Origin of the sequence: Streptomyces sp. NPDC052012, from assembly GCF_040689265.1 — a bacterium.
Taxonomy (GTDB): domain Bacteria; phylum Actinomycetota; class Actinomycetes; order Streptomycetales; family Streptomycetaceae; genus Streptomyces.
Genome location: NZ_JBFAXA010000021.1, coordinates 60261 through 86262, shown reverse-complemented (window position 1 = coordinate 86262; position 26002 = coordinate 60261). Strand labels below are relative to the sequence as shown.

The window sequence follows — 26002 nt, the reverse complement described above, 5'->3', positions numbered from 1 at the left end:
GGCCGGTGAGCGGCCCTGCCTCAGCTCTGGTTGAAGAAGCCGTCCGACCGGTGCGCGGCCGGCTCCCCGCTGACCACCTCGGTGTCGGCCGGGCTCAGCAGGAACACACGGTTGGACACCCGCTCGATGGAGCCGCGCAGACCGAAGATCAGCCCGGCGGCGAAGTCGACCACGCGCTTGGCGTCCGCGGCCTCCATGGCGGTGAGGTTCATGATGACGGGAACCCCCTCCCGGAACAGCTCGCCGATCGCGCGGGCGTCCCGGAAGCTGTCCGGGGTGATCGTGCCGATGCGGCGGCCCTTCTCCTCGGCGACGTCCGCGGCCACCTTGACCCGCGGATCGGTGACCCAGGCGTCCCCGGACTCGGCCCCGTCGGAGTAGTCGTCGTCGTAGTAACGCTCGTCTTCGTTGTCGTCGACGAGGCCCAGCCAGGCACTTGCCTTGCGTACCGATCCCATGGACGCCTCCTCTCACAGCGGTCTTGCTTGCTTTCCGCACCCCTATGGTCGTCCATGATGCGGATGGAGCGCCAAGTGGATAGACGCCGCACGGGGGGTTTGTGACGGTACTGGTGCACGACCGATCCGTCGAGAGTCCGTGTTTCCCAAGGGTCTTGATGTAAACGGCTGCTGACTGTGAGTGAAATATGACTCTTCGCGGCGTACGGGTGATGAGCGGTGCGTACGGGTGAATGCGTGGGCCGATACGATGCCCGCCGCTCAGCTTGTACTACTTCACGGGGGACATCGTGTTCGGAATGGTCAGGCCCTGTCGGCATCGGCTCGGTGAGAAGCTCACGGCCCAGTGGATGGCGCATCTGTGCGGGCTGTGCCTCGCCCTGCGCGGGGACCACGGGCAGCTCGCCCGCATCGTCACCAACTACGACGGGCTTCTCATCTCGGTTCTGACGGAGGCTCAGGCGGGTTCGGCGGAAGCGGGACGGCGAACGGCGGGACCGTGCCCGCTCCGCGGGATGCGGACCGCGTCCGTCGCGCACGGTGAGGGCGCGCGGCTCGCGGCGGCCGTCTCTCTGGTGCTCGCCTCGGCCAAGGTGCGCGACCATGTCGCCGACGGCGACGGGCTGCTGGCCCGCCGGCCGGTGGCGCTCGCCGCCCGCCGGGTCGCCGCGAACTGGGACCGGGCCGGAGCCCGCACCGGTTCGGACATCGGGTTCGACACGGCGGTCCTCCTCGACGCCGTGGACCGGCAGACCGGTCTGGAGACCCTCGCCGGACCCGGCACCCCGATCCTCACGGTCACCGAACCCACCGAGACCGCCACCGCCGCGGCCTTCGCGCACACCGCGGTGCTCGCCGGGCGCCCGCACAACGCCGCGCCGCTCGCCGAGGCCGGGCGCCTCTTCGGACGCCTCGCGCACCTGCTGGACGCCGTGGAGGACAGGGCGGCTGACGCCGCGTCGGGTGCCTGGAACCCGCTCACCGCGACCGGCACCCCGCTCAGCGAGGCCCGCCGGCTCGCCGACGACGCCGTGCACGGCATCCGGCTGGCGCTGCGGGAGGTCGAGTTCGCGGACCGCGGGCTCGCGCATCTGCTGCTCGTGCACGAGGTACGGCGCTCGGTGGACCGGGCGTTCGGCACGGTGCCGGTGTGCGCGTCCCACCAGCCCGGAGCGCACGGTCAGCCTCCGCAGAATCCCTACGCCGGTGGGAACCCCTACGCCGGGGGAAGCCCGTACGGCGGAGGGAACCCGTACGCGGGCGGGAATCCGTACGCCGGCGGCGGGGGAGTGCCCGGTGGTGGCGGTGGTGGGTTCGGCGGCCCCGGTGGCGGGGCCGCCCCCCAGCCTCCGCAGCGGCGTGGGTTCTGGGCCGGCTGCGGGATGTTCTGGCTGCTGTGCTGCACCTGCAAGCTGTGCTGCGCCAAGGAGTACGAGGGACCGTGGTCCCGCAAGAAGCGCGAGGGCTGCTGCCGCGACTGCGACGGGTGCGACTGCTGCTGCCCCTGCGACGGCTGCTAGGACCGGCGGACCATCCGGAACGATGACTTCCGGACATCTCCGGGGGCGGGGTGCCCGGGCTCACCATGCCCTGACATGCCGTGTTCACAGGTGACTTGGCTCACGGCGCGGGTCAAGTCACACAGATGGTTCAAAGGTTGACGTCCGAAAGGCACCCTTGCGCCGACCGGTCGGTCGGCCGAATACTCACCGACAGCGCTTGTCAGGGGCACGGCGTGTCCGGAATCCGGACGAACCGGCCCCCTGGCTGCGCCTCACGGGCCCACAACCCCACGAGGGCCCCGACTTCCTTTGTGGAGGAACGAAAAGTGAGGATCAAGCGCACCACCCCTCGCAGCGGCATTTCGAGACGGACCCGGCTGATCGCCGTCTCCACCGGCCTCGTGGCCGCTGCCGCGATCGCGGTCCCCAGCGCGAACGCGTCCGACACCCCCAGCACCTTCAGCTCCGCCGAGCTCAAGAGCGTCAGCGGCTCCGTGCTGAAGGCCGACGTCCCGGGCACCGCCTGGGCGGTCGACAGCAAGACCAACCGGGTGCTCGTCACCGTCGACAGCACGGTCTCCCAGGCGGAGATCGCCAAGATCAAGCAGCAGGCCGGCGACAACGCCGACGCGCTGACGATCAAGCGCACCCCGGGCAAGTTCACCAAGCTGATCCAGGGCGGTGACGCCATCTACGCGAGCAGCTGGCGCTGCTCCCTCGGCTTCAACGTCCGTGCCAGCAACGGCACCCAGTACTTCCTGACCGCCGGTCACTGCACCGACGGCGCGGGCACCTGGTACGCCAACTCCGGCCGCACCACGGTGCTCGGCTCCACCGCGGGCTCCAGCTTCCCGGGCAACGACTACGGCATCGTCCGGTACACGAACACGTCCATCAGCAAGCCCGGCACCGCCAACGGCGTGGACATCACCCGTGCGGCCACCCCGAGCGTGGGCACCACCGTCATCCGGGACGGCTCCACCACGGGTACGCACAGCGGCCGGGTCACCGCGCTGAACGCGACCGTGAACTACGGCGGCGGCGACGTCGTCTCCGGTCTCATCCAGACCACGGTCTGCGCCGAGCCCGGCGACTCCGGCGGGCCGCTCTACGGCAGCAACGGCACCGCGTACGGTCTGACCTCCGGCGGCAGCGGCAACTGCTCCTCCGGCGGCACGACCTTCTTCCAGCCGGTGACGGAGGCCCTGAGCGCCTACGGCGTCAGCGTCTACTGAGGTCTCTCCCCCCACGGGACCGCCCCACCGGTCCCACCTGTTTCACCGCAGCCGGCAGCACGGCGAGCCCCCGCACCCAACCCGGGTGCGGGGGCTCGCCCTTGTAGCGGCCACGGAGTTACCGTCGAAGCACACACCGGGACGCGCCGGGCGGCACCGGCCGCGTGGGATCACCTGATGCGCCACTTCGGACCCTGGGGGCCGTGATGGTCGAGGAACTGGTGACGGCGGGAGTGGCGCTGGCCTCCGCCGGAGCGGTCTATGTGACGGCGGCGGCGCGGGTCGTCAAGCAGTACGAGCGCGGGGTGGTCTTCCGGCTCGGCCGGCTCCGCCCCCAGGTGCGCGGGCCCGGGTTCACCATGATCGTGCCGTTCGTGGACCGGATGCGGAAGGTCAATCTGCAGATCGTCACGATGCCCGTGCCGGCCCAGGAGGGCATCACGCGGGACAACGTGACGGTGCGGGTCGACGCGGTCGTCTACTTCAAGGTCGTGGACGCGGCCGACGCCGTGGTGCGGGTGGAGGACTACAAGTTCGCCGTCTCGCAGATGGCGCAGACCTCGCTGCGGTCGATCATCGGCAAGAGCGATCTGGACGATCTGCTGTCGAACCGGGAGAAGCTCAACCAGGGTCTGGAGCTGATGATCGACAGCCCGGCGATCGGCTGGGGCGTGCAGATCGACCGCGTGGAGATCAAGGACGTCTCCCTGCCGGAGACCATGAAGCGGTCGATGGCGCGGCAGGCGGAGGCGGACCGGGAGCGCCGGGCGCGGGTCATCAACGCCGACGCCGAGCTCCAGGCGTCGAAGAAGCTCGCCGAGGCGGCCCAGCAGATGGCGGACACCCCCTCCGCGCTCCAACTGCGGCTGCTGCAGACGGTGGTGGCGGTCGCCGCGGAGAAGAACTCCACGCTGGTGCTGCCCTTCCCGGTCGAGCTGCTGCGCTTCCTGGAACGCGCCGCCCAGCCGGCACCGCCGGCCGTGCCCCCGTCCCCGGAGCAACCGCCCCCTGTTCCGCACCGTTCGGATTCGGACCCCGCGGCGTCGATTTCCAGCCACCCGCAGACCTCATGAAACACGCCACCGGTTACTCGCTCGTAGTGTTTGCAGACTGAACCGGCCGGTGGGGCCACGACGTGTCAGGACATAGGGGGCGTACGTCCGTTGCCGTACGCGCGTCCTGAAGTCGACCTTGTGTGCGCCCTGTGGGGTTCGGAAGAGTAGGCGCCGTTCAACCGGCACGGGCGCGGCTTTTTTCTTGCGCGCCGCCCCCGTGGCCGTACGCCTTCCGGTTCGTGAGGTCCCCACAACCTCCCGGGCCGTCCCCCCACAGGAGGACGTGAGTTGAAGCACCGACGCATACCCAAGCGGCGTGCCGCGATGGCCGGAGCGGGCGTTGTCGCCCTCGTCGCAGCCGGCGTCACCTTCCAGACTGCGAACGCCAGCGAGACCCCGGCCGACTCCGCGCCCCGGACCCTCTCGGTCACGGCGGCCGGAAAGCTCGCCTCGACCCTCGCCGAGGACCTCGGCGCCGACGCGGCGGGCACGTACTACGACGCGAAGAGCAAGAGCCTCGTGGTGAACGTGCTCGACGAGGCCGCCGCCGAGACCGTCGAATCGGCCGGAGCCAAGGCGAGAGTCGTGGCGAACTCCCTCGCCGAGCTGAAGAGCGCGCGCACCACCCTCAAGCAGGACGCCACCATCCCCGGCACCTCCTGGGTGACCGACCCGACCACCAACAAGGTCGTCGTCACCGCGGACCGCACGGTCTCGAAGGCCGAGTGGGCCAAGCTCACCGAGGTCGTCGAGGGACTCGGCGCCAAGGCCGAACTCAAGCGCACCCAGGGCGAGTACAAGCCCTTCATCGCGGGCGGCGACGCCATCACCGGAGGCGGCGGGCGCTGCTCGCTCGGCTTCAACGTGACCAAGGGCGGGGAGCCGCACTTCCTCACCGCCGGGCACTGCACCGAGGGCATCTCCACATGGTCGGACTCGTCGGGCAACGTGATCGGTGAGAACGCCGCCTCCAGCTTCCCGGGCGACGACTACGGCCTGGTCAAGTACACCGCCGACGTGGCCCACCCGAGCGAGGTGAACCTCTACGACGGCTCCACGCAGGCCATCTCCGGCGCCGCCGAGGCCACCGTCGGCATGCAGGTCACCCGCAGCGGATCCACCACCCAGGTGCACTCCGGCACGGTCACCGGCCTGGACGCCACCGTGAACTACGGCAACGGCGACATCGTCAACGGCCTGATCCAGACCGACGTCTGCGCCGAGCCCGGCGACAGTGGCGGCTCGCTGTTCTCGGGCGACAAGGCGGTCGGCCTGACCTCCGGCGGCAGCGGCGACTGCTCCTCGGGCGGCGAGACCTTCTTCCAGCCGGTGACGGAGGCCCTGTCGGCGACCGGCACGCAGATCGGCTGAGCACCCACTTCTCGTGAAGTCCCGCCCCGCGCGTGAGGGGCGGGACTTCTCGTGTGCGCGGCAGGGCCGTCGTCCGCCCGGTCGGCGCCGGTCAGGCGGCCTGCGGCCGCTGTTCCCTCGTCCGCAGCGCCGCCATCAGCAGCGTCACCGCGATGCCCGCCAGCGCCCACGCCGACAGCACCAGCAGCGCGACGGTCACGTCGTTGCCCTTGAAGTACGCGATCGAGCGGGCCGCCCAGGTGCCCGCGCCCGGCGGCAGGGCCGGGCCGATCGCCGCCCAGAACGGCGGGAGCAGCGCGGGCGGCAGCGCGCCGCCGGCGCTCGGGTTGCCCAGGATCACCACCAGCAGGATGGCGACGCCGATGCCGACGATCCCGAAGACGCCCTGCAGGGCGAGGGTGGCCGCGCCGACCGCGAAGGTGATCAGCGCGCCCAGCCCCCACAGGGCCGCGACGCTCCCCGGCAGGGCACCCAGAATCGGCCCGACGATCACGGCACCGCCGAGCCCGCCCACGATCGCGACCACGGCCATGGTGCCCAGCCGGATCACCGCGCGGCGGGGCGTGGCCGCACGGGCGCCGGCGCTGATGGCCAGGATCGACGCGCACAGATAGCCGCCCACGCACCAGCCCACCACCAGGTAGAAGGACGACAGCCCGCTGGCGTCCCGGCCGGCGGCCGGGGCGACGTCGACGACCCGCAGCGAGCGCCGCTCGGACTTCTCCAGGGTGGTGACCAGCCGCTCCAGGGAGGTGGCGAGGACGGTGCCGCCGCCGGTGGCGACCAGCAGGGTGTCGGTGGTGCCCGCGGGATCGAGGATCAGCGCGCCGTCGAGGTCCCGGTCCAGGATCTGCTGCCGGGCCGCCGACGCGTCGGGCACCGTGCGCGGGTCCAGGGGCGAGCCGGGCAGCCGCTCCAGCCGGGTCACCGCCTGCTGGGCCGCGGCCGGGGGTGCGACGACACCGAAGGAGGCGTCCCGCAGCTTCGGGTCGTGCAGGGCTCCGACGTAGGAGGCGATGAACAGCAGCTGGAGCACGATCACCCCGACCACGAGCAGCGTGGCGCGCGGGGTGACGGCGTCCTTCACCTCGCCGAGGAACGAGCTCTGCGGGATGTCGGCGCCGGTGCTCTGCGTCATGCCCCCACGGTGCGAGGGGCCGGGTGTTTGCGCAGGTGGGACGGGGCCGAACGGATGTCGCACACGCATTCGAAAATTGGTCTATGGTGGGGGTGAGGTAGCTGGGAACAGTTGTTCGAGAGTCGGTTCCGGGTCGATCGTGACTCGACCGGGGCTCACGAGTGCGGGAGGTGCGTGTGCCGGGTTTCACGCATCTGCACACCGTCTCCGGGTTCTCCCTGCGCTACGGCGCCTCCCACCCGGAACGGCTGGCCGAGCGCGCCTCCGACCAGGGCATGGACGCCCTCGCCCTCACCGACCGCGACACCCTCGCCGGAACCGTCCGCTTCGCCAAGGCCTGCGCCAAGGCGGGCGTCCGCCCGCTGTTCGGAGCGGAGCTCGCGGTGTCGGCCCCCGCCACCTCGGGGGGAGACGAGTCCGTACGGCGGGAGAGGCGCCGTACCCCGGTGCGCGGCGGTGCCTTCATCGACGAATCGGCCCCCCGCGTCACCTTCCTCGCCCGGGCCGGCGCCCGTGGCTGGGCCGACCTGTGCCGTCTGGTCTCCGCCGCCCACACCAGCGAGGGGCTCCCGCTGCTGTCCTGGGAGGACAACCACGCCGACGGCCTGACCGTGCTGCTCGGCCCCGACTCCGACGTCGGCCGCGCCCTGGCCGCCGGCCGTCCCGACCGCGCCGCCCGGCTGCTCGTCCCCTGGCGGGAGGTCTACGGCGACGCCCTGCGCCTGGAGACCGTCTGGCACGGACGCAAGGGCACCGGCCCCGGCTCCCTGCGCCTGGCCGCCCGCACCCTCGGCTTCGCCGCCGAACAGCGCGTCCGCCCCGTGCTCAGCAACGCCGTCCGCTACGCCGACCCCGGCCTCGGCCCGGTCGCCGACGTCCTGGACGCCGCACGCCGGCTGGTCCCCGTCGACCCGGCCAAAGGGCTCGACTCGGGTGAGGCCTGGCTCAAGGACGCGGGCACCATGGCCGAGGTGGCCGAGCGGATCGTGGAGGCCGCGGGCTTCCGGCGCGAGGCGGCCCACAGACTTCTCGAACAGACGCAGGCCACGGCCGCCGAGTGCCTGGTCGACCCCGAGGACGACCTCGGCATGGGCAGCGTCCACTTCCCCGAGCCGCACCTCGTCGGCGCCGGCCGGCGCACCGCCCAGCGGGCGCTGGCCTCCCGGGCGACGGCGGGCATGGTGCTGCGCGGCTACGCCGGGCGCCGCGCGTACTGGGAGCGGATGCACCACGAGCTGGACATCATCGCCCACCACGGCTTCGCCTCGTACTTCCTGACGGTCGCCCAGGTCGTCGACGACGTCCGGGACATGGGCATCCGGGTGGCCGCGCGGGGCTCCGGCGCGGGCTCCCTCGTCAACCACCTCCTCGGCATCGCGCACGCCGATCCGATCGAGCACGGGCTGCTGATGGAGCGCTTCCTGTCCAAGGAGCGGGTCGTGCTGCCCGACATCGACATCGACGTGGAGTCCGCGCGCCGGCTGGAGGTCTACCGCGCGATCATCGACCGGTTCGGCACAGAGCGGGTCGCCACGGTCGCCATGCCGGAGACGTACCGCGTACGCCACGCCATCCGCGATGTGGGCGCCGCGCTGTCCATGGACCCGGCCGAGATCGACCGCGTCGCCAAGTCCTTCCCGCACATCCGCGCCCGCGACGCCCGCGCGGCGCTCCAGGAGCTGCCCGAACTGCGGCAGCTGGCGGGGGAGCAGGAGAGGTACGGGCGGCTGTGGGAGCTGGTCGAGGCCCTCGACGCGCTCCCGCGCGGGATCGCCATGCACCCCTGTGGAGTGCTGCTGTCCGACGCCTCCCTGCTCACCCGTACGCCGGTCATGCCGACCAGCGGTGAGGGCTTCCCCATGGCGCAGTTCGACAAGGACGACGTGGAGGACCTCGGGCTGCTCAAGCTCGATGTGCTGGGCGTGCGGATGCAGTCGGCGATGGCGCACGCGGTCGCCGAGGTGGAGCGGGCGACGGGGGAGCGGATCGACCTGGACGCGGTGCCGGAGGGCGACCCGGCGACGTACTCGCTCATCCGGTCCACCGAGACGCTCGGCTGCTTCCAGATCGAGTCCCCGGGCCAGCGGGACCTGGTGGGGCGGCTCCAGCCCGCCACCTTCCACGATCTCGTCGTCGACATCTCCCTGTTCCGGCCCGGTCCGGTCGCCGCCGACATGGTGCGGCCGTTCATCGAGGCCCGGCACGGGCGGGCCCCGGTGCGCTATCCGCACCCCGACCTGGAGGAACCACTGAAGGGGACGTACGGCGTCGTCGTCTTCCACGAGCAGGTCATCGACATCGTCTCGATCATGACCGGCTGCGGACGCGGCGAGGCGGACCGGGTGCGGCGCGGGCTGTCCGACCCGGAGTCGCAGGGGCGGATCAAGGTGTGGTTCGCCCAGCACGCGGCGGCCCGGGGCTATGACGCAGAAACGATTCAGCGGACCTGGGAGATCGTCGAGGCCTTCGGGTCCTACGGCTTCTGCAAGGCGCACGCCGTCGCCTTCGCCGTGCCGACCTACCAGTCGGCGTGGCTGAAGGCGCATCACCCGGCCGCCTTCTACGCCGGGCTGCTCACCCACGACCCCGGGATGTATCCGAAGCGGCTGCTGCTGGCGGACGCGCGGCGGCGCGGGGTGCCGATCCTGCCGTTGGACGTGAACAAGTCGGGGGTCGCACACAGGATCGAACTGGTGTCTGAATCAAAGGTCTGGGGACTGCGCCTGGCGCTCTCCGACGTGCACGGCATCAGCGAGGCCGAGGCCGCGCGGATCGCCGAGGGCCAGCCGTACGCCTCCCTCCTCGACTTCTGGGAACGTGCCCGGCCCAGCAGGCCGATCGCCCAGCGGCTGGCCCAGGTCGGCGCGCTGGACGCGTTCGGCGCCAACCGGCGCGACCTGCAACTGCACCTGACCGAACTGCACCGGGGCGCACGCGGCGGACGCGGGGACCAGCTCCCGCTGTCCGGCGGGCGGAGGACCGCCTCGACCGGGCTGCCCGACCTCACCTCGGCGGAGAAGCTCAGCGCCGAACTGGGCGTGCTGTCCATGGACGCCTCGCGCAATCTGATGGACGACCACCGGGAGTTCCTGGCGGAGCTGGGCGTGGTCTCCGCGCGGCGGCTGCGCGAGGCCCGGCACGGGGAGACGGTGCTGGTCGCGGGCGCCAAGGCGGCCACCCAGACGCCGCCCGTCCGCTCCGGCAAGCGGGTCATCTTCTCCACCCTGGACGACGGTACGGGCCTGGTCGACCTCGCCTTCTTCGACGACTCCCACGACGCCTGCGCCCACACCGTCTTCCACTCCTGGCTGCTGCTGGTGCGCGGGGTGGTGCAGCGCCGCGGCCCGCGCAGCCTCAGCGTGGTCGGCTCCGCTGCCTGGAACCTCGCCGAGCTGCTGGAGGTGCGGCAGGAGGGAGGGCTGGAGGGGGTCGCCGCGCGGCTGGCGGAGCGGACGGGCGCCGGAAGCGGACCCGGAGGCGCTGACGGCGACGGAGACGGTGAAGGCGACGGGGACGGTGAAGGCGACGGCGCGGTCCGCGGGCGGGTCGCCGGCTCGGACGGGCAGCCCGCGCCGGCCGGTTCCGCGGCCCGCGGCCCGAGGGAGAACCGGAGGATCCGTATGCCCACGGGGTACGAGATGCACCCCTGGGCCGATCTGCGCCCCGCGGGCGAGGGGCCCGCGGTGGGAAGGAAGTTGTGGCACCAGAGTCCGGGGAGTGCGGGATGACCATTCTCTGCGTACGTTTCCAGCTGCCGCCCATGTACGAGGCGGCCCTGCCGGGGCTGCTCGGGCTGCTGGAGGAGTTCACGCCCGTCGTCCAGGCCCTGCCGCCGGACGGGGCACTGGCCGATCTGCGCGGCGCCGAGCGGTACTTCGGGCGCACCGCGGTCGAACTGGCCTCGGTGATCCGGGTCCGCGCCCTCGCGCTGCACGGCGTCGACTGTGTGATCGGCGCCGGGCCGGGACCGATGCTGGCCCGTATGGCACTGCGGGACGCCCGGCCCGGGGTGACCGGCGTCGTACCGGGGGACGCGGTGGCGCGGTACCTCGCCGACAAGCCCGTCGCCGCGCTGCCCGGCGTGGGCGCCAAGACCGCCCGCACCCTGTGCGAGTACGGCCTCGACACCCTCGGCCGGGTCGCCGGCGCGCCGCTGTCCACGCTCCAGCGGCTGGTGGGCGCGAAGGCCGGCCGGGAGCTGCACGAGAAGGCGCAGGGCGTCGACCGCGGCCGGGTCGTCCCGAACGCCGTCTCCCGGTCACTGGCCACCGAACGCCCTTTCGATCGGGATGAGTTGAGCCCTGACCGGCACCGCCGCGCGCTTCTCTCGGCCGCCGAGGAGCTGGGCGCCCGGCTGCGTGCCGTGGACAAGGTCTGCCGGGCTCTTACCTTGACCGTGCGCTATGCCGATCGTTCGGCGACGACTCGCAGCCGCACGCTGGCGGAGCCGACGGCGCATTCCGCTGCGCTGACTCGGGCGGCATACGGCATGTACGAGGCGCTCGGTCTGCAGCGTGCCCGGGTCCGCGCGATCGCCCTGCGCGTGGAGGGCCTGGACCCCGCCGAGACGGCCTCCCATCAGCTCACCTTCGACCCGGTGGACGAGAAGGTGCGCCGTCTGGAGGAGGTCGCGGACCGTGTGCGGGCGAAGTTCGGGCCGCGGGCGGTGATGCCGGGGGCGCTGGTGGCGTGAACGTTGCGCTGCGGTCGGTGGTTCGAGCGCGGCGTCGTTGCGGCTGGTCGCGCAGTTCCCCGCGCCCCTTCGGGGGCGCGTTTCGCCCGACCTGTTCAGTTCGCCCACGGCGGTGCGATGCGGGTTCCGTCGGGGAGTTCGGCCTCCAGGCCGACGGAGGTGGTGACCCAGGTGGTCGCCGGGCGGGCGGTGGGGTTCGTGAGGGTGAGGGTCGCGCCGGGGTTGATGATCACCGTGTCGCCCGCGGTGATGTGTTCGGTGTGGCCGTCGAGGGTGACGCGCAGTTCGCCGTCGAGTACGTGGAGGATCTCCTCCCGGCTGACGGTGTGCGCGGGGGTGTCGGTACCGGCGGGGATCTCGGTCCGCCAGGCGCACAGTTCCCGAGAACCGGTGCGGGGGCCGGCGTACGAGACGAAACGGGCGCCGTGGAGGTCGTGTGTGACGGCTTCGGATGCGCGGACGACGGGCATGACGGGCTCCTGGCTCATGGATAGTCAATCTGCTTGACCATATGGTCAAGCAGGTTGACCTTCCCGTCAAGGGTGTTTCAATGCCCTCGTGCAGAACTCCGAGGCCATGGCCCTGTCCGTCGCCCTGCTCGCCGCCGCCGGCGAGCTCACTCAGCGCATCCACGAGGGCGTGGCCGCCCGGGGGTTCGAGGGGGTGCGGCCCGTGCACGGGTTCGCCTTCGCCCGGCTGGCCGCCGGCGGTGCGACCGTCACCGAACTCGCGGCGCACCTCGGAGTGACCAAGCAGGCCGCCAGTCAGCTGGTCGACGAGATGGTGCGCAGGGGGTTCGTCGAGCGCCGGTCGCACCCGACGGACGCGCGGGCCCGGCTGGTCGTGCTGACCGAGCGGGGGTGGGCGTGCACGCGGGCCGCCGAGGAGTCGGCCGCGGAGGCCGTGCGGGGCTGGGGCGAGGTGCTGGGGGAGGCGGATCTGGCGCTGCTGTGGGAGCGGTTGGCGCGGATCGCGCCCAACGGGCCCATTCGGCCTGGTTGGTGATGTGCTGTCAGGTGCGGTTCCGGTGTTGGCTATCACTGGAAGTTTTTACTGACGCGTAACTTCCCAGCGAGGCTACTCGCCCGTAACTTGACGAGTGAACAGCATCCTCGTGATCCGGATCACAGGGCGTAAGGACCCCACCCTTCCCCTTGAATCGCAAGGAGATCACGCGATGCTGCCCTGGAAACGTGCGCTCAGACCGCTCGCCGCCCTGCTGCTGGCCGCCGCGGCCGTCACCGTCCCCACCGCCACCGGCGCCCATGCCGCGGACACCGCCGCACCCAGCCGCGGCTGGAACGACTACTCCTGCAAGCCCTCCGCCGCCCATCCCCGCCCGGTCGTCCTGGTGCACGGCACGTTCGGCAACTCCGTCGACAACTGGCTCGGCCTCGCGCCTTACCTCAAGCACCGCGGCTACTGCGTCTTCTCCCTCGACTACGGGCAGCTCCCCGGCGTCCCCTTCTTCCACGGACTCGGCCCGATCGAGAAGTCCGCGGAACAGCTCGACGCGTTCGTCGACAAGGTGCTCGCCGCCACCGGCGCCGCCGAGGCCGACGTCGTCGGCCACTCCCAGGGCGGCATGATGCCCCGCTACTACCTCAAGTTCCTCGGCGGAGCCGACGAGGTGAACGCCCTGGTCGGCATCGCGCCCAACAACCACGGCACCACCCTCCTCGGCCTGGCCAACCTGCTGCCGTACTTCCCCGGCGCCGAGGACCTGCTGAGCACCGCCACCCCCGCCCTCGCCCAGCAGGTCACCGGCTCCGACTTCCTCACCAAGCTCAACGCGGGCGGCGACACCGTACCCGGCGTGCGCTACACCGTCCTCGTCACCAAGTACGACGAGGTGCTCACCCCGTACCGCAACCAGTTCCTGAACGGCCCGAACGTGCGCAACGTGCTGCTCCAGGACCTGTGCCCGCTCGACCTGTCCGAGCACCTGGCGATCGCACTGTTCGACCGCATCGCCTTCCACGAGATCGCCAACGCCCTCGACCCGGCCCACGCGAGCCCGACCACCTGTGCCTCGGTGCTCGACTGACACGTGTAGGTGAGCCGGAGACACACCGGGGCCTGTCCGGCCTGAGCCGCCGGACAGGCCCCGCGTTCCTCATCCGGTCAGCGGCCGTGCCGTCCGCCCGCCGCGCGCCGCCGGGTGGAGGCGAACAGCGCCGCCGAGCCGAGCGCCAGCGCCGCGGCCCCGCCGACCATCAGATACGGGGTGTTGCCGTCGCCGCCGGTCTCCGCGAGGTTCTGCCCGGCGGAGGCCGCCTTGGGCTGGTTGGCCCCGGCCGCGGGTGCCTCGGGGGCCTCGCCGTCCGCGGCGGCCGGCGCCGCCGAGGTCTTCGGGTCGTTGTCGCCGTGCCCGTGGTTCTCCACCGTCGACTTGTCGGCGCCGTCCTCGATCTGCTCCTCGGAGGGCGCTGAGGCGGCGGGCGCCGGCGCGGCGTCCTTCTTGGGCGTGTCGCCGGTGGTGGCCCCGGCGCCGGCACCGCCGCTGCCGCCGCCGAACGTGACGTCCGAGCAGGAGTAGAACGCCTCCGGGCTGTCCGAGCGCTGCCAGACCGCGTACAGCAGCTGCTTGCCGGAACGCTCCGGCAGGGTGCCGGTGAAGGTGTAGAAGCCGCCGGACGCGGCCGGGTCGGTGGCCGTCGCCACCGGGTTCGCCAGATCCAGGTCACCCCAGGCCAGCGGCTTGGACGGGTCGTAGCCCGGCTTGGTGATGTACACCTTGAAGGTGCCCTTGTGCGGGGCCGTGACCCGGTACTTGAAGGTGTACGAGCCGCTGTTCACGCTCGTCGCCGGCCAGTCCGCGCGGGCCAGGTCGAGGCCCTTGAACGCCTCGTTGTTCGCGCTGCACAGCTTGCCGTCCGGGATGAGCTCCTGGTGGCGTCCGCCCGCGTCGCCGATGCGGATGCCGTTCCAGTCGTACAGCGCCTGCGTGCCGCCGGCCGCGACCGCCGCCTTGCACGCGGCCGACCTCGGGCTCTCCGGGCCCTCGGCGTAGCACTGGGCGACCCGGCTGACCGGGTCGCCCATCGAGCCGTGCGCGGACGCCGGTGCGGCGGACAGCGTGGTCAGGGCGAGCGGGACGAGACCGGCGGCGGCGACAGCGGCCTTGCGGCGTGCGGGCATGGGGCAGCAACTCCTCGACAACGATCACTGGCTCCGGGAGAACCCGTGGGGGGTGGATCCCGTGGGGACGGATCAGAAGCTAGCCCCAAGAAACCGGGAAATCGCCTGGCAGGCGCCCTGAGAAGAGATCCTTATGGCCGCGTTAAGGGAGTGCTCAGGCTGGGATCAGACAGCTACCGTGCGCACATGACAGACCACACGATCCGCCCCGCCGTCGCCGCCGACGTACCGGAGGTCAAGGCGGTCGTCGACGCCGCCTTCAGTCCCTACGTCGAGCGCATCGGGGTCGTGCCGGTGCCCATGGAGGCGGACCACGCGGCGAACGTGGCCGAGGGGAAGGTGTTCGTGGCGGAGGAGCCCGGCACGGGCCGGGTGACCGGGCTGGTCGTGGTCGAGCCGTACGAGGACCATCTGTACCTCGACATCGTCGCCGTCCGCCCGGAGGTGCACGGCACCGGTCTGGGGCGGCGGCTGCTGGAGTTCGTGGAGGCGCACGCGCGTGCCCTCGGGCTGCCCGAGATCAGGCTCTACACGAACGCCATGATGTGGGAGAACCAGAAGATCTACCCGAGGTTCGGGTACGAGGTCGCCGAGCGCCGGGTCACCGGGCCGTACGACCGCATCCACTACCGCAAGCGGCTTCGCTGACGGCTGCGGTGCGGGGACAGCCGGGAGGGCTGTGGCTGGTCAGCCGTCGGGCCACCAGGTGCGGGCGATGTCCTTGCGGACCTCCGGACGTCCCGCGGGACGCTCGTCGGCCTCCTCGCGGACCTGGCGGGAGTCGGTCTTCTTCAGGGGCTTGTGCACGGTGACACGGCGCATGGCTGCCTCCTTCGGGCCCACCGGGTTCCGCGTTCTCACGGAGGTAGACCTTTCGGGCGAGAGTTCCTCATCGGTCCGGGTCTGTCTGTGGCCGCGGTCACGAAGGGACGGTCGAGGGGACTGTCAGTGGTGGGTGTCACTCTTGGCGCATGACCGAGGACTGGGACGCGATGGCCGGCACCTTCGACGACGAACCGGACCACGGGCTGCGTGACCCGGGGGTGCGCGCGGCCTGGGCCGAGAGGCTGCGTACGTGGCTGCCTGCGCGGGCGAGCGACGTGCTCGACCTCGGCTGCGGCACCGGCAGCCTGTCGCTCCTCGCGGCCGAGCAGGGGCACCGGGTGACCGGAGTCGACCGGTCCGCGGCGATGGTCGCGCTCGCCCGGGAGAAACTCGCCGGGCGTGACGCGGTGTTCCTGCGCGGTGACGCGGCGGCGCCGCCCGTCGGGGAGCAGCGGTTCGACGTCGTGCTCGTCCGGCATGTGCTGTGGACGCTGCCCGACCCCGGCCGGGTGCTGCGGCACTGGCGGGGGCTGCTGCGGCCGGGAGGGCGGCTGGTGCTGGTCGAGGGGGTGTGGGGGACGGTGAGCCCGGTCGGCATACCGGCCGAGCGGCTCGGCGCGCTGCTCGCCCCGCTCGGCGGGCAGGTGCGCCTGGAGCGGCTGTCGCAGGACTCCGCGCTGTGGGGGCGGGCCGTGGACGACGAGCGGTACGCGGTGGTGGCGGTGATGGAGTGCCGGGCCTAGGCCCTGTCGTCAAATTCCCGTCTGCCTGGCGACGCCATGCACGCTCCCCCACTGCCTTGAGGGCGTGGGAGGTGCCCCCACTCGCCGCACCGGGCGCCGACCACGTACAACCAGTACGCCGGTCGACGCCCGGCACTCCCCCAGCCTCCGGCCGGGGGGGACCCCCAGAGCACGCGCCTGACGCCTCCAGGCCCGCCCTTCGGGCGGACGACGGGAATTTGACGACAGGGCCTAGGCGAGCAGCGTGTCGAACGCGTTCGTGCGGGCCAGGGTTTCCAGCTCGTCGAGGGCCGCCACCGCGGCGGCCGCCGCTCGTGGGTCCGCGGTCGTGAGACCGCTCGCGGCGAACTCGTCCTCGTCCAGACGCCGTACGTCCGTGCCGTCCGCGGAGCACCACAGGTCGAGGTCGAGATCCTCGACGACCAGCTCCGTCCCGGTGCGCGTGGCCGGGCGGGTGACGTCGCAGTAGTGGCCCTTGAGGGTGCCGTCGGGTGCGCGGACCTCCTTGACCGAGTACCAGCGGTCGCGCCAGTAGTGCTCGGTGAAGACGTCGCCCGGCTCGAAGCGGACGAAACCGAAGTCGCGGGCGCCCTCACCGGCCCAGGGGGCGCGCACGGTGATGCGGGTGCCGTCGTCGGCCAGCAGCTCGGCGGGGTAACGGATCTTCGTCCGGCCCGCCTTGACGAGCACGACCTCCACGGCGGCGGGCTCGTCAGCCGAGTTCGCGGACATGGCGTACCTCCGTGGCGCAGACCTCGTACCCGAACCACTTGTTGACCGCGATCATCGGCGCGTTGCCGGTGTCGTTGCCCGTGAAGGCCTCCGTGTACCCGGCGGCGCGGGCCCGATGCAGGGAGGCGTTCTTGGCGAGCTTGGCCAGACCCCGGCCGCGGTGGGCGCGGGCGGTGCCGGTCATGGCGGTGCCGTAGCGGCCGGCGCCGTCGGTGTACGCGGCGGTGAAGGCGGCGGGCCGGCCGTCGACGACGGCGACGGTGGTCAGGTCGAGGTCGAGCAGCGGGTGCCGCCAGGTCTCCTCGAGCCAGGCCTCGTAGTCGGTGAACTCGGTCTCGATGTCGCCCGGCTCGTCCGACGTGACTTCCGCGTCCAGCTCGAACAACGGGCGCGGGTCGTCGGCGAAGTCGGCGCCGGTGCGCAGCTCGACGCCGGGCGGCGGGTCCTGGAGCGGGGGCAGGGTGCCGTTCGCCAGGTCGAGGCGCAGGAAGTAGGCGGAGCGGCTGGCGCGGTAGCCGTGGCGTTCGGCGAAGGCACGGTTGGCGGGCTCGTCCAGCACCCAGGTGTAGATCTTGCGGGCGCCGAGGGTGGCCAGGCGCTCCTCGGCGGTGCGCACCAGGAGGGTGCCGGCGCCGCGGCGGGTCCTGTCCGGGCGGATGTAGATGTTGGCGTTGCCCTGGCCGGGTTCCGGGCTGTCGTGGGCGAGGCCGACCTGGGCGGTGCCGATGATCTCGCCGTCCTCCTCCGCGACGAGCTGGGTGAAGTGGGCGTCCGGGTGGGAGTGCGTCAGGTTGTGCAGCACGGACTTTGGAGTGGACAGCATGAACGGGATGGCGAGGCGGCGGACGTGGGAGAAACCCTCGGCGTCGGCTCGGACCTCGGGTCGCAGGTCGCGCACGATGACGGTCATGAAGGCGCACGCTACGGGGGACTGGGCGGGCGGTGCCTCTCATTTTCCGTCGGGTGCGGGAGAATCGGGGAGTGAGCTTGAGGATCGACATCGACGACAGTGCGCCGCCGTACGAGCAGGTACGGGCGCAGATCTCCGAGCAGGCGCGGTCGGGGGCGCTGCCGGTGGGGTACCGGCTGCCGACGGTGCGGGGGCTGGCCGAGACGCTGGGCCTCGCGGCGAACACCGTGGCCAAGGCGTACCGGGCGCTGGAGGCCGACGGGGTGATCGAGACGCGGGGGCGCAACGGGACGGTGATCGCTGCCGCGGGCTCGGCGGCACAGCGGGAGGCCGCGTCGGCGGCGCAGGCGTTCGCGGAGCGGGTGCGGCGGCTGGGGCTGACGGAGGAGGAGGCGCTGGCGGCGGTGCGGGATGCCCTGCGGGCGGCTTACGGGGCGTAGGAGCGCTGGTGCGGTGGAGGGCTGAGCAGGGTTCGACACGGCCGGGACGCGCCGTCGTGGTTGCGCGCCGTCGCGGCGGAGAAGTAATCAGGTAGTAGATCAACCGTGCGTGACCTGCTCCGGGGTTCTTGTGGTGTTCAGGCCCGCTGAAGTGGCCGTTCTCGCGAAGAGTGCCGCGTCCCTCACCGCCGCCCCGCCCGGGTCGTTGTTGAAGTAGGCGTAGACGTCCTCGCCGGTGGGCCAGGTCGTCGCGATGCGGTCCACCCAGGTGTGGAGGGCGCGGCGGCCGTAGTGCGGCCAGGGGTGGGCGCGGCCCTGGTGGAAGCGGACGTAGCCCCAGCCGGTGGTGCGCCACAGCGGTGTCGCGGGGCGGGAGAGGATGTCGGCCCAGCACAGGGCCGCTCCCCGCGCTTCCAGGACCCCGCGCACCTCGGGCGTCCACCACGAGTCGTGCCGGGGTTCCACCGCGACCCGGGTCGACGCGGGGAAGCAGCGCAGGCATGCGTCCAGCAGAGCGGGGTCGGCGCGCAGGGTCGGCGGGAGCTGGAGGAGGACCGGGCCGAGCCGGTCGCCCAGGCCGGCCGCGTGGCTCATCAGGCGCTCGACCGGCTCCTCGGGCTCCCGCAGCCGCTTGATGTGCGTGAGGTAGCGGCTCGCCTTGACGGCGACCACGAAGCCCGGCGGCGTGCGCTCGCGCCAGGCCGCGAAGGTCTCCCGGGACGGCAGCCGGTAGAAGGCGTTGTTGATCTCGACGGTCGCGAAACGCGCCGCGTACTCCTCCAGCCAGAGCCGCATCGGCAGCCCGGCCGGGTACAGCACCTCACGCCAGTCCTTGTACTGCCAGCCCGACGTCCCGACGAACACGGTCATACGACCATGAAACACCCGCCGATCTAGAGGTACAGCCCGGCGTCCGCGTCACCCCGCGGCTCCGGCAGAGCCGTCGGTGACGTGCCACGCCGTAGGGCGTACAGCTCGGCCAGGGTGGCGCCCTCGCGGCCGATGCCCTCCTCGCGGCCCAGCCAGTCGACCGCCTCCCGGCGGGTCAGCGGCCCCACCTCGATCCGGGCGAGGCAGCGGCCCGGGCGGACCACGGCCGGGTGGAGGCGCTCGAGGTCCTCGTTGGTGGTGACGCCCACCAGGACGTTGCGGCCCTGGCCGAGCAGACCGTCGGTGAGGTTCAGCAGCCGGGACAGCGCCTGTCCTGCGGTGTGCTTGGCCTCGCCGCGGATCAGTTCGTCGCAGTCCTCCAGCAACAGCAGCCGCCAGCGGCCCTTGCCCGTCGAGTCGTCCTCGCCGATGGCGATGTCCATCAGATAGCCGACGTCGGAGAAGAGCCGCTCGGGGTCCAGGACGCAGTCCACCTGGCACCAGTCCCGCCAGGAGCGGGCCAGCGTGCGCAGCGCGGACGTCTTGCCGGTGCCCGGCGGGCCGTGCAGCAGGAGCAGCCGGCCCGAGATGTCCTGCGGGGTGGTCTTCATCAGGCGGTCCATCGCCTCCGCCACCGGTGCCGTGTAGTTGGGGCGCACCTCGTCCCAGGTGCCCGCCGAGATCTGCCGGGTGGTGCGGTGCGGGCCGCGGCGCGGGGAGACGTACCAGAAGCCCATGGTGACGTTCTCCGGCTGCGGTTCGGGTTCGTCCGCCGCGCCGTCCGTGGCCTCGTCCAGCACCTTCGCCGCCAGCTCCGCGCTGGTCGCCGTGACCGTGACGTCGGCGCCCCGGTTCCAGCGGGAGACCAGCAGGGTCCAGCCGTCGCCCTCGGCCAGGGTGGCGCTGCGGTCGTCGTCCCGCGCGACCCGCAGCACGCGTGCGTTCGACGGCAGCAGGGTCGCGCCGGAGCGTACGCGGTCGATGTTGACGGCGTGCGAGAACGGCTGCTCGCCCGTCGCGAAGCGGCCGAGGAACAGCGCGTCGACGACATCGGCAGGGGAGTCGTTGTCGTCGACGTTGAGCCGGATCGGCAGTGCGTCGTGTGGGTGCGCGGACATGCCGCCATGATCGGGCACGCGGGCTCCGCGTGCACCCGGTTTCCGTGGTGCGCGCGGATTGTCGCCCGTCTGCCCGCTTGTGCTGTTCAGTTCCCGGCCGGCGTCACCAGCCGCCGTGCCTGCCGTGCCCGGCGGACCACCGCGTACCCCTTGGTCAGGGCACGGTCCCGGGCGAAGGTGCGCCCGATCGCGCGCCCCTGGACCAGCCGCTCGAACTCGGCGGTGTCCGTGCTCCGCCGCACCGTCACCCGCCGCAGCGCGTACGGCCCCTGCGCGCGCCGGGCGAGCCCGTTGCCGACGGCGAGCGCCTGGGCGTACCCGGTCTCCCGCACCGCTTCCCGCACCCGGCGGCTGGAGTAGCCGTACGGATAGGCGAAGGAGGCGGGCGCGTGGCCCAGTTGGTCCGAGACGATCTCCTTGCACAGGATCAGCTCGGAGCGCAGCCGGCGGTCGTCGAGCTGGTCGAGCTGCGGGTGGGAGTGGCTGTGGCCGCCGATCTCCACGCCCGCGCCGGCCAAGTCGCGCACCTGGTCCCAGTCCAGCATGGTGTCCAGGCCGCCACCGGTGTCGTACGGGCCGCGCAGCCAGCCCGTGGAGACGAACAGCGTGGCCGGGAAGCCGTGCTTGGCGAGCACGGGCAGGGCGTGCCGGTGCACGCCCTCGTAGCCGTCGTCGAAGGTGACGAGCACCGGACGCGGGGGCAGCGGGCGGCCTGTGCGCCAGCAGGCGGCCAGTTCGGCGGTGGTGACGGGGGTGAGCCCCTGGTCGGCGAGCACCGCCATCTGCCCGGCGAACGCCTCCGGCGACACCGACAGGGCGCGGGTCGCGTCGTTGGGGTCGGTGGCGACCGAGTGGTACATGAGGATCGGCACGCGTGCGTCAGTCACGGCCGCCCCCCTCGACCTCCGCCACGGAGAACGTCACGCCGCCCCGCCGCGCCCGTACGCTCCCCACCACATAGCCGCCCGCCGCGCTCAGCACCCCGGCGACGATCGCCCCCGCGCGTCCCGCCCCGCCGGGGCGGCCCAGCAGGGCGTCGCGCAGCCCTCGTGCCACCCCGGCCGGCAGTACGCGCGTGGTGTACCGGCGTTCCGACTCCAGGCCCTTGTCCGCACCGACACTGCGCGCCACCAGGGCCTTTGACAGACCCTCGGCGTACGTCCGGGTACGGAAGTACCGGAAGTGCTCGCGTGCCTCGGGCACCCGGTGGTGGATGACCGCGCGGTCGTCGATCAGCAGGATCGCGTCCGGGCGGGCGCGGCTGAGACGGATGCACAGCTCCGTCTCCTCCCCGCCCAGCGGGCGCTTGTTCCCGTCCCGTCCGATGCCGGTGGCGAAGCCGCCCGCCGCGTCGAAGGCGCCGCGCCGGAAGGAGGCGTTGCCGCCGAGGACGTTGCGCACGCGGACGCGACCCGGCGGCAGGCCCCGGTAGGTGCAGCCCACCACCCAGTCGAACTCCTCGGGGAACCAGTCGGGGCGGCGGCCCGACGCCCAGATGGGCTCGGTGCGCCCGCCGACCGCCATCACACGCGGATCGGCGTACCCCTCGGCGAGGTGCTTCAGCCAGTCCCGTTCGGCCACGGCGTCGTCGTCGAGGAACGCCACGATCTCGCCGCGGGAGGCGGCGATCCCGGTGTTGCGGCCGGCGGACAGTCCGCGGGGGCCCGCGTTGGGGAGCACCCGCACGACGGTCCCGTCCTGGGGGTCCTTGAACTCCTTGCCCAGCCGGTCCAGGAGAGCCTGGTTGTGGTCGACGACCAGCAGGGTCTCCAGGGCCGGCCGTGACTGCGCGCGCACCGAGGCGACCGCCGCGAGGACGTCCTCCCAGCGGTCCTCGGTGTAGGCGCAGATCACGACCGAGATGCCGGGCATCCCGGACTCGCTCAAGACACCTTCCCCCGCACCGTGTCCAGCAGCGGAGAATGGTGCCCGCGGCGGCGCAGGGCACGGCGGTTGGAGCGCTCCTTGAGGATCACGTTGAGCACCCGGAACCCGTCGCGCACGGCGCGCAGATTGCTGGTGCCGTGGATGCGCAGATACTCGTGGCTCGGGATCTCCTGCACCTTCAGCCCCGCCTTGACGACCCGGATGTTCATCAGGGTCTCGACCTCGAAGCCGGTGCAGTCGAGCTCGATCTTGTCCAGGCAGTGCCGCCAGAACGCGTTGTAGCCGTAGCACAGGTCGGTGTAGCGCGCGCCGAACTTGCGGTTGACGACCGCGCACAGGGCGCGGTTGCCGAGCTTGCGGATGAAGGTCATGTCGTCGGTGCCGCCGCCGTTGGCGAAGCGGGACCCCTTGGCGAAGTCCGCGCCGGAGACCAGGGCGGAGACATAGCTGACGATCTCGTTGCCGTCGGCCGAGCCGTCCGCGTCGACCATCACGATGATGTCGCCGGTGCAGGCCTGGAAGCCGCTGATCAGGGCGTCACCCTTGCCCTTGCCGCGCTGCTCGACGACCTTGACGCCGGGCCACAGCTCGCGGGCCACCTCGATGGTGTCGTCGGTGGAGTTGCCGTCGACCAGGACCACCTCGTGGATCCAGTCGGGCAGCGTCTTGAAGACGTACGGAAGGTTCTCCGCCTCGTTCATGGCCGGTATCACCACGCTCACCGGCGGCGCTATCGCCAGATGCGAGGAGACGGGCCGGTACTTTCCGGCGGTCGGCGGATCCTGGTCCGCCGGATCTGTGACCGCCGGCTGCAGAACTGAGCTCATGAGTCTGGTCCCTCTCGTCCGGTGGACCGCCCGCCCCTGGGCGGCCCGGCTCTTCTTCCGGTTCGAAAGGGGGGTTCTCACCCGGGGCATGCCACAGCGGAGCTCCGTGCACGCCGGGTGAGCTGGCAAATCTGGACGGCTGCGAAGAACGGCAGCCGCCCGCGCGGCACGGCTCGGTCACGGTTGCGATCACGAGCACGGCACCCCCCTACCGCGCCCCGCGCCGGTTCGCCCTGCTCCTGAGCCCTCCCCTGGAGCGATGTGCCGACGGACCGGTGCGGGTGAGATGTACGACGGTATTGACGATTGAACCCGTATGGCAAGACCTGGAACGAGCCTCACCTTTTTGCTGGTTTGGTCATGGACCGGGCTTCACAGTGACGCAGCCGGTCAGGGGGGTCAAGGTCGCCTCGGCCTTACGTCCGGAATTCGTCCGTGATTCAACCGGTGTTCGGCGCGGGCGTCCGCACTGTCACGGCATCCGTGAAGAAGTCGCGAAGCTCCTGAAAAGGGTCCACCAGTCTTGGCATGGACACTTCCTGTCAACACGCGTAGTTGCTACGACGGTTGTGGCAGAGATCCTGCTAAAGGGAGGTTCCATGAGACGTTCCCGACTTGTCCTCTTTCTGAGCTCCTTCCTCCTCGCCGTCGCCACCGCCCTCACCGGCGCCACGACGGCTCACTCGTCCCAACTGGCCGCGGACGGCGGCTATGTGGCCCTCGGCGACTCCTACTCCTCCGGAGTCGGAGCCGGCAGCTACATCTCCTCCAGTGGCGACTGCAAGCGCAGCACGAAGGCCTACCCGTACCTCTGGGCGGCCGCCAACTCACCCTCGAGCTTCGACTTCACCGCCTGCGCGGGCGCCCGAACGGGTGATGTTCTGAGCGGCCAACTCGGCCCGCTCAGCACCGCCACCGGACTCGTCTCCCTCAGCGTCGGCGGCAACGACGCCGGCTTCGCCGACGTCATGACGACCTGTGTGCTCCAGTCCGACAGCACCTGCCTCTCGCGCATCGCCACCGCGAAGGCCTACGTCGACTCGACGCTGCCCGGCCTGCTCGACCAGGTGTACTCGGCCATCCGCAGCAAGGCACCCAACGCCAAGGTCGTCGTCCTCGGCTACCCCCGCTTCTACCGGCTCGGCACCACCTGCGTCGGCCTCTCCGAGACCAAGCGGAAGGCGATCAACGAAGGCGCCGACCACCTGGACAACGCCATCGCCCAGCGCGCCCGCGCCCACGGCTTCACCTTCGGCGACGTACGGCCGGCCTTCACCGGACACGAGCTCTGCTCCGGCAACTCCTGGCTGCACAGCGTGAACTGGCTCAACATCGGCGAGTCGTACCACCCCAAGGCGGCCGGCCAGTCCGGCGGCTACCTGCCGGTCCTCGACAGCGCGGCCTGACCCCACTTCAGGGCGCGACCACCGAACCGGAAGGAGAGGGCGAGACCCCGCCCGGCGGGGTCTCCGTCTCGCACGTCACCGAGAACGGCACCGTGTCCGAGGTCACCCGCACCGGCTCACGGACCTCCACACCGAGCGCGCTCTCGAGGGTGCCCGTCTCCGAGTACGTCGTCACCACCACCGTGTCCTGCTTGCTCAGCCCGCCGCCCTCCGGGAACGACAGCGTCTTCCAGCCCGTGTCGTCCACCGAGCCGTCCTCGGCCACCCAGCGGTAGGACACCTCCGCCGGCAGCCGCCCCACCGTGAACGTCGCCGTGAACGAGGGCGCCTCGGCGCTCGGCGGCGGACAGGCACCGGAGTACTCGGTGCGCTCCCCGTGCACCGTCACCCGCACCGTCTGCGCGGGCGGACTCGTCTCCTCCGTCTCGCTCGCCGTGGGCGAGGTCGGGGGCTTCGTCGTCTCCCGCGTTCCGCCGCCCTCCTCCTCGTCGCCGGTCTGCGCGGGCGTGCTCACCTCGGTCCGCGCACCGGAGCCACCGCCTCCGTCACCGTCCCCGCGGTTCAGCAGCCCGTACGTCAGCCCGGCCAGCGCCAGCGCCAGTACGGTCGCGCCCGCGACCAGGACGACGAGGGCCCGGCGGTTGCGCTCGGGCTCCTGCCGTGTGACGGCCGTGGTGCCCGCGGCCGGGGGCCCCGCGACCGGCAACGGGGGAGTGGGGGACGAGGACGTACGGGGGCGCGGCTCCGGACCCGTGCGCGGCTGCCGATGGGCGGCCACCGTCGGGGCGAACGGATCGGCTCCCGCCGAGTCCGCGCGGGGCGTGCCCCCGGCGCCGATCACCCGCAGATCCGCGAGCGCCTGACCGGACGACAGCCGCTCGGCCGGATCCTTGCGCAGCAGGCCCTCGATGACCGGCGCGAGCGGCCCCGCCCGGCGCGGCGGCGGAAGTTCCTCGTCGACGATCGCGCGCAGGGTGCTCAGCGGCGTGTCCTGCCGGAACGGCGAATGCCCCTCGACCGCCGCGTACAGCAGCACGCCGAGCGACCACAGGTCGGACTCCGGGCCCGGCGTGCGGCCCAGCGCCCGCTCCGGGGCGAGGAACTCGGGCGATCCGATGACCTCCCCGGTCATCGTCAGCGCGGAGCTGCCCTCGACCATGGCGATCCCGAAGTCGGTCAGCACGATCCGGCCGTCGTTGGCGATCAGCACGTTGGCCGGTTTCACGTCCCGGTGCAGCACACCGACCGCGTGCGCGGCCCGCAGCGCGGCCAGCACCTCCGCGCCGATGTGCGCGGCGCGCTGCGGGGACAGCGGGCCCTCGGCCTCCAGCACCTCGGCGAGCGACAGGCCGCGGACCAGCTCCATGACGATCCACGGGCGGCCGTCCTCCACCGCCACGTCGTACACCGTCACCACACCGCGGTCGGCGACCCGGGCCGCCGCCCACGCCTCCCGCTCCAGACGGGCGTACATTCGCTCCACATCGGACGCCGGCAGTCCGGCCGGGGCGCGCACCTCCTTGACAGCGACCTCGCGGTGCAGCACGTCGTCGCGGGCCCGCCACACGGTGCCCATACCGCCCTCGCCCAGCGGCGACAGCAGCCGGTAGCGGCCCGCGATCACGCGCTCACGGCCCGGTTCTTCGGACAC

25 protein-coding genes are annotated in these 26002 nt (G+C 72.1%); 12 read left to right on the top strand and 13 right to left on the bottom strand.

Annotated features, from left to right (window positions below):
* Window positions 1-20 precede the first annotated feature (20 nt).
* Window positions 21-458 carry a cell division protein SepF gene (locus AB0412_RS27610; protein WP_366405283.1) on the bottom strand — a complete coding sequence of 146 codons (438 nt, stop codon included), beginning with the start codon at window positions 456-458 and terminating at the stop codon, window positions 21-23.
* 290 nt (window positions 459-748) lie between these two features.
* Here AB0412_RS27610 and AB0412_RS27605 point away from each other — a divergent pair, with 290 nt between their 5' ends.
* The 4 genes from AB0412_RS27605 to AB0412_RS27590 all read left to right on the top strand — a co-directional run bounded on the left by AB0412_RS27605 (window position 749) and on the right by AB0412_RS27590 (window position 5621).
* Window positions 749-1978 carry a DUF5685 family protein gene (locus AB0412_RS27605; protein ID WP_366405333.1) on the top strand — a complete coding sequence of 410 codons (1230 nt, stop codon included), beginning with the start codon at window positions 749-751 and terminating at the stop codon, window positions 1976-1978.
* 308 nt (window positions 1979-2286) lie between these two features.
* Entirely contained in the window at window positions 2287-3195 is a 909-nt protein-coding gene (locus AB0412_RS27600; RefSeq protein ID WP_366405282.1) for a S1 family peptidase, read from the top strand.
* A 206-nt stretch (window positions 3196-3401) separates the two neighbouring features.
* Window positions 3402-4268, top strand: a complete 867-nt coding sequence (locus tag AB0412_RS27595) for a slipin family protein (RefSeq protein ID WP_366405332.1) — start codon at window positions 3402-3404, stop codon at window positions 4266-4268.
* Between the two features lie 306 nt (window positions 4269-4574).
* Window positions 4575-5621: a S1 family peptidase gene (locus AB0412_RS27590; RefSeq protein ID WP_366405331.1), complete on the top strand. Its 1047-nt coding sequence runs from the start codon at window positions 4575-4577 to the stop codon at window positions 5619-5621.
* A gap of 91 nt (window positions 5622-5712) precedes the next feature.
* Here AB0412_RS27590 and AB0412_RS27585 read toward each other — a convergent pair whose 3' ends face one another.
* Complete coding sequence (locus tag AB0412_RS27585; RefSeq protein ID WP_366405281.1) at window positions 5713-6759, bottom strand: DUF3533 domain-containing protein; 1047 nt, start codon at window positions 6757-6759, stop codon at window positions 5713-5715.
* Window positions 6760-6935: 176 nt separating this feature from the next.
* Here AB0412_RS27585 and AB0412_RS27580 point away from each other — a divergent pair, with 176 nt between their 5' ends.
* Complete coding sequence (locus AB0412_RS27580) at window positions 6936-10487, top strand: DNA polymerase III subunit alpha (RefSeq protein ID WP_366405280.1); 3552 nt, start codon at window positions 6936-6938, stop codon at window positions 10485-10487.
* A complete protein-coding gene (locus AB0412_RS27575; RefSeq protein WP_366405279.1) occupies window positions 10484-11452 on the top strand; it encodes a hypothetical protein in 969 nt (322 codons plus the stop codon). The genes AB0412_RS27580 and AB0412_RS27575 overlap by 4 nt, the downstream gene beginning before the upstream one ends.
* Before the next feature lie 95 nt (window positions 11453-11547).
* Here AB0412_RS27575 and AB0412_RS27570 read toward each other — a convergent pair whose 3' ends face one another.
* Window positions 11548-11922, bottom strand: coding sequence for a cupin domain-containing protein (locus tag AB0412_RS27570; RefSeq protein WP_366405330.1), 375 nt, complete (start codon window positions 11920-11922; stop codon window positions 11548-11550).
* A gap of 88 nt (window positions 11923-12010) precedes the next feature.
* On the opposite strand from AB0412_RS27570, the gene AB0412_RS27565 reads away from it, so the two are divergent.
* The gene (locus AB0412_RS27565; RefSeq protein ID WP_366405278.1) at window positions 12011-12457 is read left to right on the top strand and encodes a MarR family winged helix-turn-helix transcriptional regulator; all 447 of its coding nucleotides are present in this window, start codon (window positions 12011-12013) and stop codon (window positions 12455-12457) included.
* A gap of 172 nt (window positions 12458-12629) precedes the next feature.
* Complete coding sequence (locus AB0412_RS27560; protein ID WP_366405277.1) at window positions 12630-13499, top strand: alpha/beta fold hydrolase; 870 nt, start codon at window positions 12630-12632, stop codon at window positions 13497-13499.
* A gap of 77 nt (window positions 13500-13576) precedes the next feature.
* On the opposite strand, the gene AB0412_RS27555 is transcribed toward AB0412_RS27560, so the two are convergent.
* Window positions 13577-14593: a lytic polysaccharide monooxygenase gene (locus AB0412_RS27555; RefSeq protein WP_366405276.1), complete on the bottom strand. Its 1017-nt coding sequence runs from the start codon at window positions 14591-14593 to the stop codon at window positions 13577-13579.
* A gap of 186 nt (window positions 14594-14779) precedes the next feature.
* Here AB0412_RS27555 and AB0412_RS27550 point away from each other — a divergent pair, with 186 nt between their 5' ends.
* Window positions 14780-15241 (top strand): GNAT family N-acetyltransferase, encoded by a 462-nt coding sequence (locus AB0412_RS27550; protein ID WP_366405275.1) that lies wholly within the window; start codon window positions 14780-14782, stop codon window positions 15239-15241.
* Between the two features lie 39 nt (window positions 15242-15280).
* Here the strand turns inward: AB0412_RS27550 and AB0412_RS27545 are convergent, their stop codons facing one another.
* Window positions 15281-15415: a hypothetical protein gene (locus tag AB0412_RS27545; RefSeq protein ID WP_260829343.1), complete on the bottom strand. Its 135-nt coding sequence runs from the start codon at window positions 15413-15415 to the stop codon at window positions 15281-15283.
* Between the two features lie 149 nt (window positions 15416-15564).
* Between AB0412_RS27545 and AB0412_RS27540 the strand changes: the two genes are divergently transcribed.
* Window positions 15565-16161 carry a class I SAM-dependent methyltransferase gene (locus AB0412_RS27540; RefSeq protein WP_366405274.1) on the top strand — a complete coding sequence of 199 codons (597 nt, stop codon included), beginning with the start codon at window positions 15565-15567 and terminating at the stop codon, window positions 16159-16161.
* 231 nt (window positions 16162-16392) lie between these two features.
* Here the strand turns inward: AB0412_RS27540 and AB0412_RS27535 are convergent, their stop codons facing one another.
* On the bottom strand, window positions 16393-16893 hold the full coding sequence (locus AB0412_RS27535; RefSeq protein ID WP_366405273.1) for a DUF402 domain-containing protein: 501 nt from the start codon (window positions 16891-16893) through the stop codon (window positions 16393-16395).
* A complete protein-coding gene (locus AB0412_RS27530; protein ID WP_366405272.1) occupies window positions 16874-17803 on the bottom strand; it encodes a GNAT family N-acetyltransferase in 930 nt (309 codons plus the stop codon). Before AB0412_RS27530 ends, AB0412_RS27535 begins: the two co-directional genes overlap by 20 nt.
* 71 nt (window positions 17804-17874) lie before the next feature.
* Here AB0412_RS27530 and AB0412_RS27525 point away from each other — a divergent pair, with 71 nt between their 5' ends.
* Window positions 17875-18243: a GntR family transcriptional regulator gene (locus AB0412_RS27525; RefSeq protein ID WP_366405271.1), complete on the top strand. Its 369-nt coding sequence runs from the start codon at window positions 17875-17877 to the stop codon at window positions 18241-18243.
* A 99-nt stretch (window positions 18244-18342) separates the two neighbouring features.
* On the opposite strand, the gene AB0412_RS27520 is transcribed toward AB0412_RS27525, so the two are convergent.
* The 5 genes from AB0412_RS27520 to AB0412_RS27500 all read right to left on the bottom strand — a co-directional run bounded on the left by AB0412_RS27520 (window position 18343) and on the right by AB0412_RS27500 (window position 22945).
* A complete protein-coding gene (locus AB0412_RS27520; RefSeq protein ID WP_366405270.1) occupies window positions 18343-19113 on the bottom strand; it encodes a DUF72 domain-containing protein in 771 nt (256 codons plus the stop codon).
* A 23-nt stretch (window positions 19114-19136) separates the two neighbouring features.
* Entirely contained in the window at window positions 19137-20231 is a 1095-nt protein-coding gene (locus tag AB0412_RS27515) for a DUF5925 domain-containing protein (RefSeq protein WP_366405269.1), read from the bottom strand.
* Between the two features lie 86 nt (window positions 20232-20317).
* On the bottom strand, window positions 20318-21118 hold the full coding sequence (locus AB0412_RS27510) for a polysaccharide deacetylase family protein (protein ID WP_366405268.1): 801 nt from the start codon (window positions 21116-21118) through the stop codon (window positions 20318-20320).
* A complete protein-coding gene (locus AB0412_RS27505) occupies window positions 21111-22103 on the bottom strand; it encodes a glycosyltransferase family 2 protein (RefSeq protein ID WP_366405329.1) in 993 nt (330 codons plus the stop codon). The genes AB0412_RS27510 and AB0412_RS27505 overlap by 8 nt, the downstream gene beginning before the upstream one ends.
* Window positions 22104-22114: 11 nt before the next feature.
* The gene (locus AB0412_RS27500; protein WP_366405267.1) at window positions 22115-22945 is read right to left on the bottom strand and encodes a glycosyltransferase family 2 protein; all 831 of its coding nucleotides are present in this window, start codon (window positions 22943-22945) and stop codon (window positions 22115-22117) included.
* A 599-nt stretch (window positions 22946-23544) separates the two neighbouring features.
* On the opposite strand from AB0412_RS27500, the gene AB0412_RS27495 reads away from it, so the two are divergent.
* Complete coding sequence (locus AB0412_RS27495; RefSeq protein WP_366405266.1) at window positions 23545-24351, top strand: SGNH/GDSL hydrolase family protein; 807 nt, start codon at window positions 23545-23547, stop codon at window positions 24349-24351.
* Between the two features lie 7 nt (window positions 24352-24358).
* Here the strand turns inward: AB0412_RS27495 and AB0412_RS27490 are convergent, their stop codons facing one another.
* A complete protein-coding gene (locus AB0412_RS27490) occupies window positions 24359-26002 on the bottom strand; it encodes a protein kinase (protein ID WP_366405265.1) in 1644 nt (547 codons plus the stop codon).

Excerpts from the sequence above, each read along its gene's own strand:
- AB0412_RS27610 (WP_366405283.1), bottom strand. The coding sequence starts at position 458 with ATGGGATCGGTACGCAAGGCAAGTGCCTGGCTGGGCCTCGTCGACGAC.
- AB0412_RS27595 (WP_366405332.1), top strand. The coding sequence starts at position 3,402 with ATGGTCGAGGAACTGGTGACGGCGGGAGTGGCGCTGGCCTCCGCCGGA.
- AB0412_RS27590 (WP_366405331.1), top strand. The coding sequence starts at position 4,575 with ATGGCCGGAGCGGGCGTTGTCGCCCTCGTCGCAGCCGGCGTCACCTTC.
- AB0412_RS27585 (WP_366405281.1), bottom strand. The coding sequence starts at position 6,759 with ATGACGCAGAGCACCGGCGCCGACATCCCGCAGAGCTCGTTCCTCGGC.
- AB0412_RS27575 (WP_366405279.1), top strand. The coding sequence starts at position 10,484 with ATGACCATTCTCTGCGTACGTTTCCAGCTGCCGCCCATGTACGAGGCG.
- AB0412_RS27570 (WP_366405330.1), bottom strand. The coding sequence starts at position 11,922 with ATGCCCGTCGTCCGCGCATCCGAAGCCGTCACACACGACCTCCACGGC.
- AB0412_RS27560 (WP_366405277.1), top strand. The coding sequence starts at position 12,630 with ATGCTGCCCTGGAAACGTGCGCTCAGACCGCTCGCCGCCCTGCTGCTG.
- AB0412_RS27555 (WP_366405276.1), bottom strand. The coding sequence starts at position 14,593 with ATGCCCGCACGCCGCAAGGCCGCTGTCGCCGCCGCCGGTCTCGTCCCG.
- AB0412_RS27550 (WP_366405275.1), top strand. The coding sequence starts at position 14,780 with ATGACAGACCACACGATCCGCCCCGCCGTCGCCGCCGACGTACCGGAG.
- AB0412_RS27545 (WP_260829343.1), bottom strand. The coding sequence starts at position 15,415 with ATGCGCCGTGTCACCGTGCACAAGCCCCTGAAGAAGACCGACTCCCGC.
- AB0412_RS27540 (WP_366405274.1), top strand. The coding sequence starts at position 15,565 with ATGACCGAGGACTGGGACGCGATGGCCGGCACCTTCGACGACGAACCG.
- AB0412_RS27535 (WP_366405273.1), bottom strand. The coding sequence starts at position 16,893 with ATGTCCGCGAACTCGGCTGACGAGCCCGCCGCCGTGGAGGTCGTGCTC.
- AB0412_RS27530 (WP_366405272.1), bottom strand. The coding sequence starts at position 17,803 with ATGACCGTCATCGTGCGCGACCTGCGACCCGAGGTCCGAGCCGACGCC.
- AB0412_RS27520 (WP_366405270.1), bottom strand. The coding sequence starts at position 19,113 with ATGACCGTGTTCGTCGGGACGTCGGGCTGGCAGTACAAGGACTGGCGT.
- AB0412_RS27515 (WP_366405269.1), bottom strand. The coding sequence starts at position 20,231 with ATGTCCGCGCACCCACACGACGCACTGCCGATCCGGCTCAACGTCGAC.
- AB0412_RS27505 (WP_366405329.1), bottom strand. The coding sequence starts at position 22,103 with ATGCCCGGCATCTCGGTCGTGATCTGCGCCTACACCGAGGACCGCTGG.
- AB0412_RS27500 (WP_366405267.1), bottom strand. The coding sequence starts at position 22,945 with ATGAGCTCAGTTCTGCAGCCGGCGGTCACAGATCCGGCGGACCAGGAT.
- AB0412_RS27495 (WP_366405266.1), top strand. The coding sequence starts at position 23,545 with ATGAGACGTTCCCGACTTGTCCTCTTTCTGAGCTCCTTCCTCCTCGCC.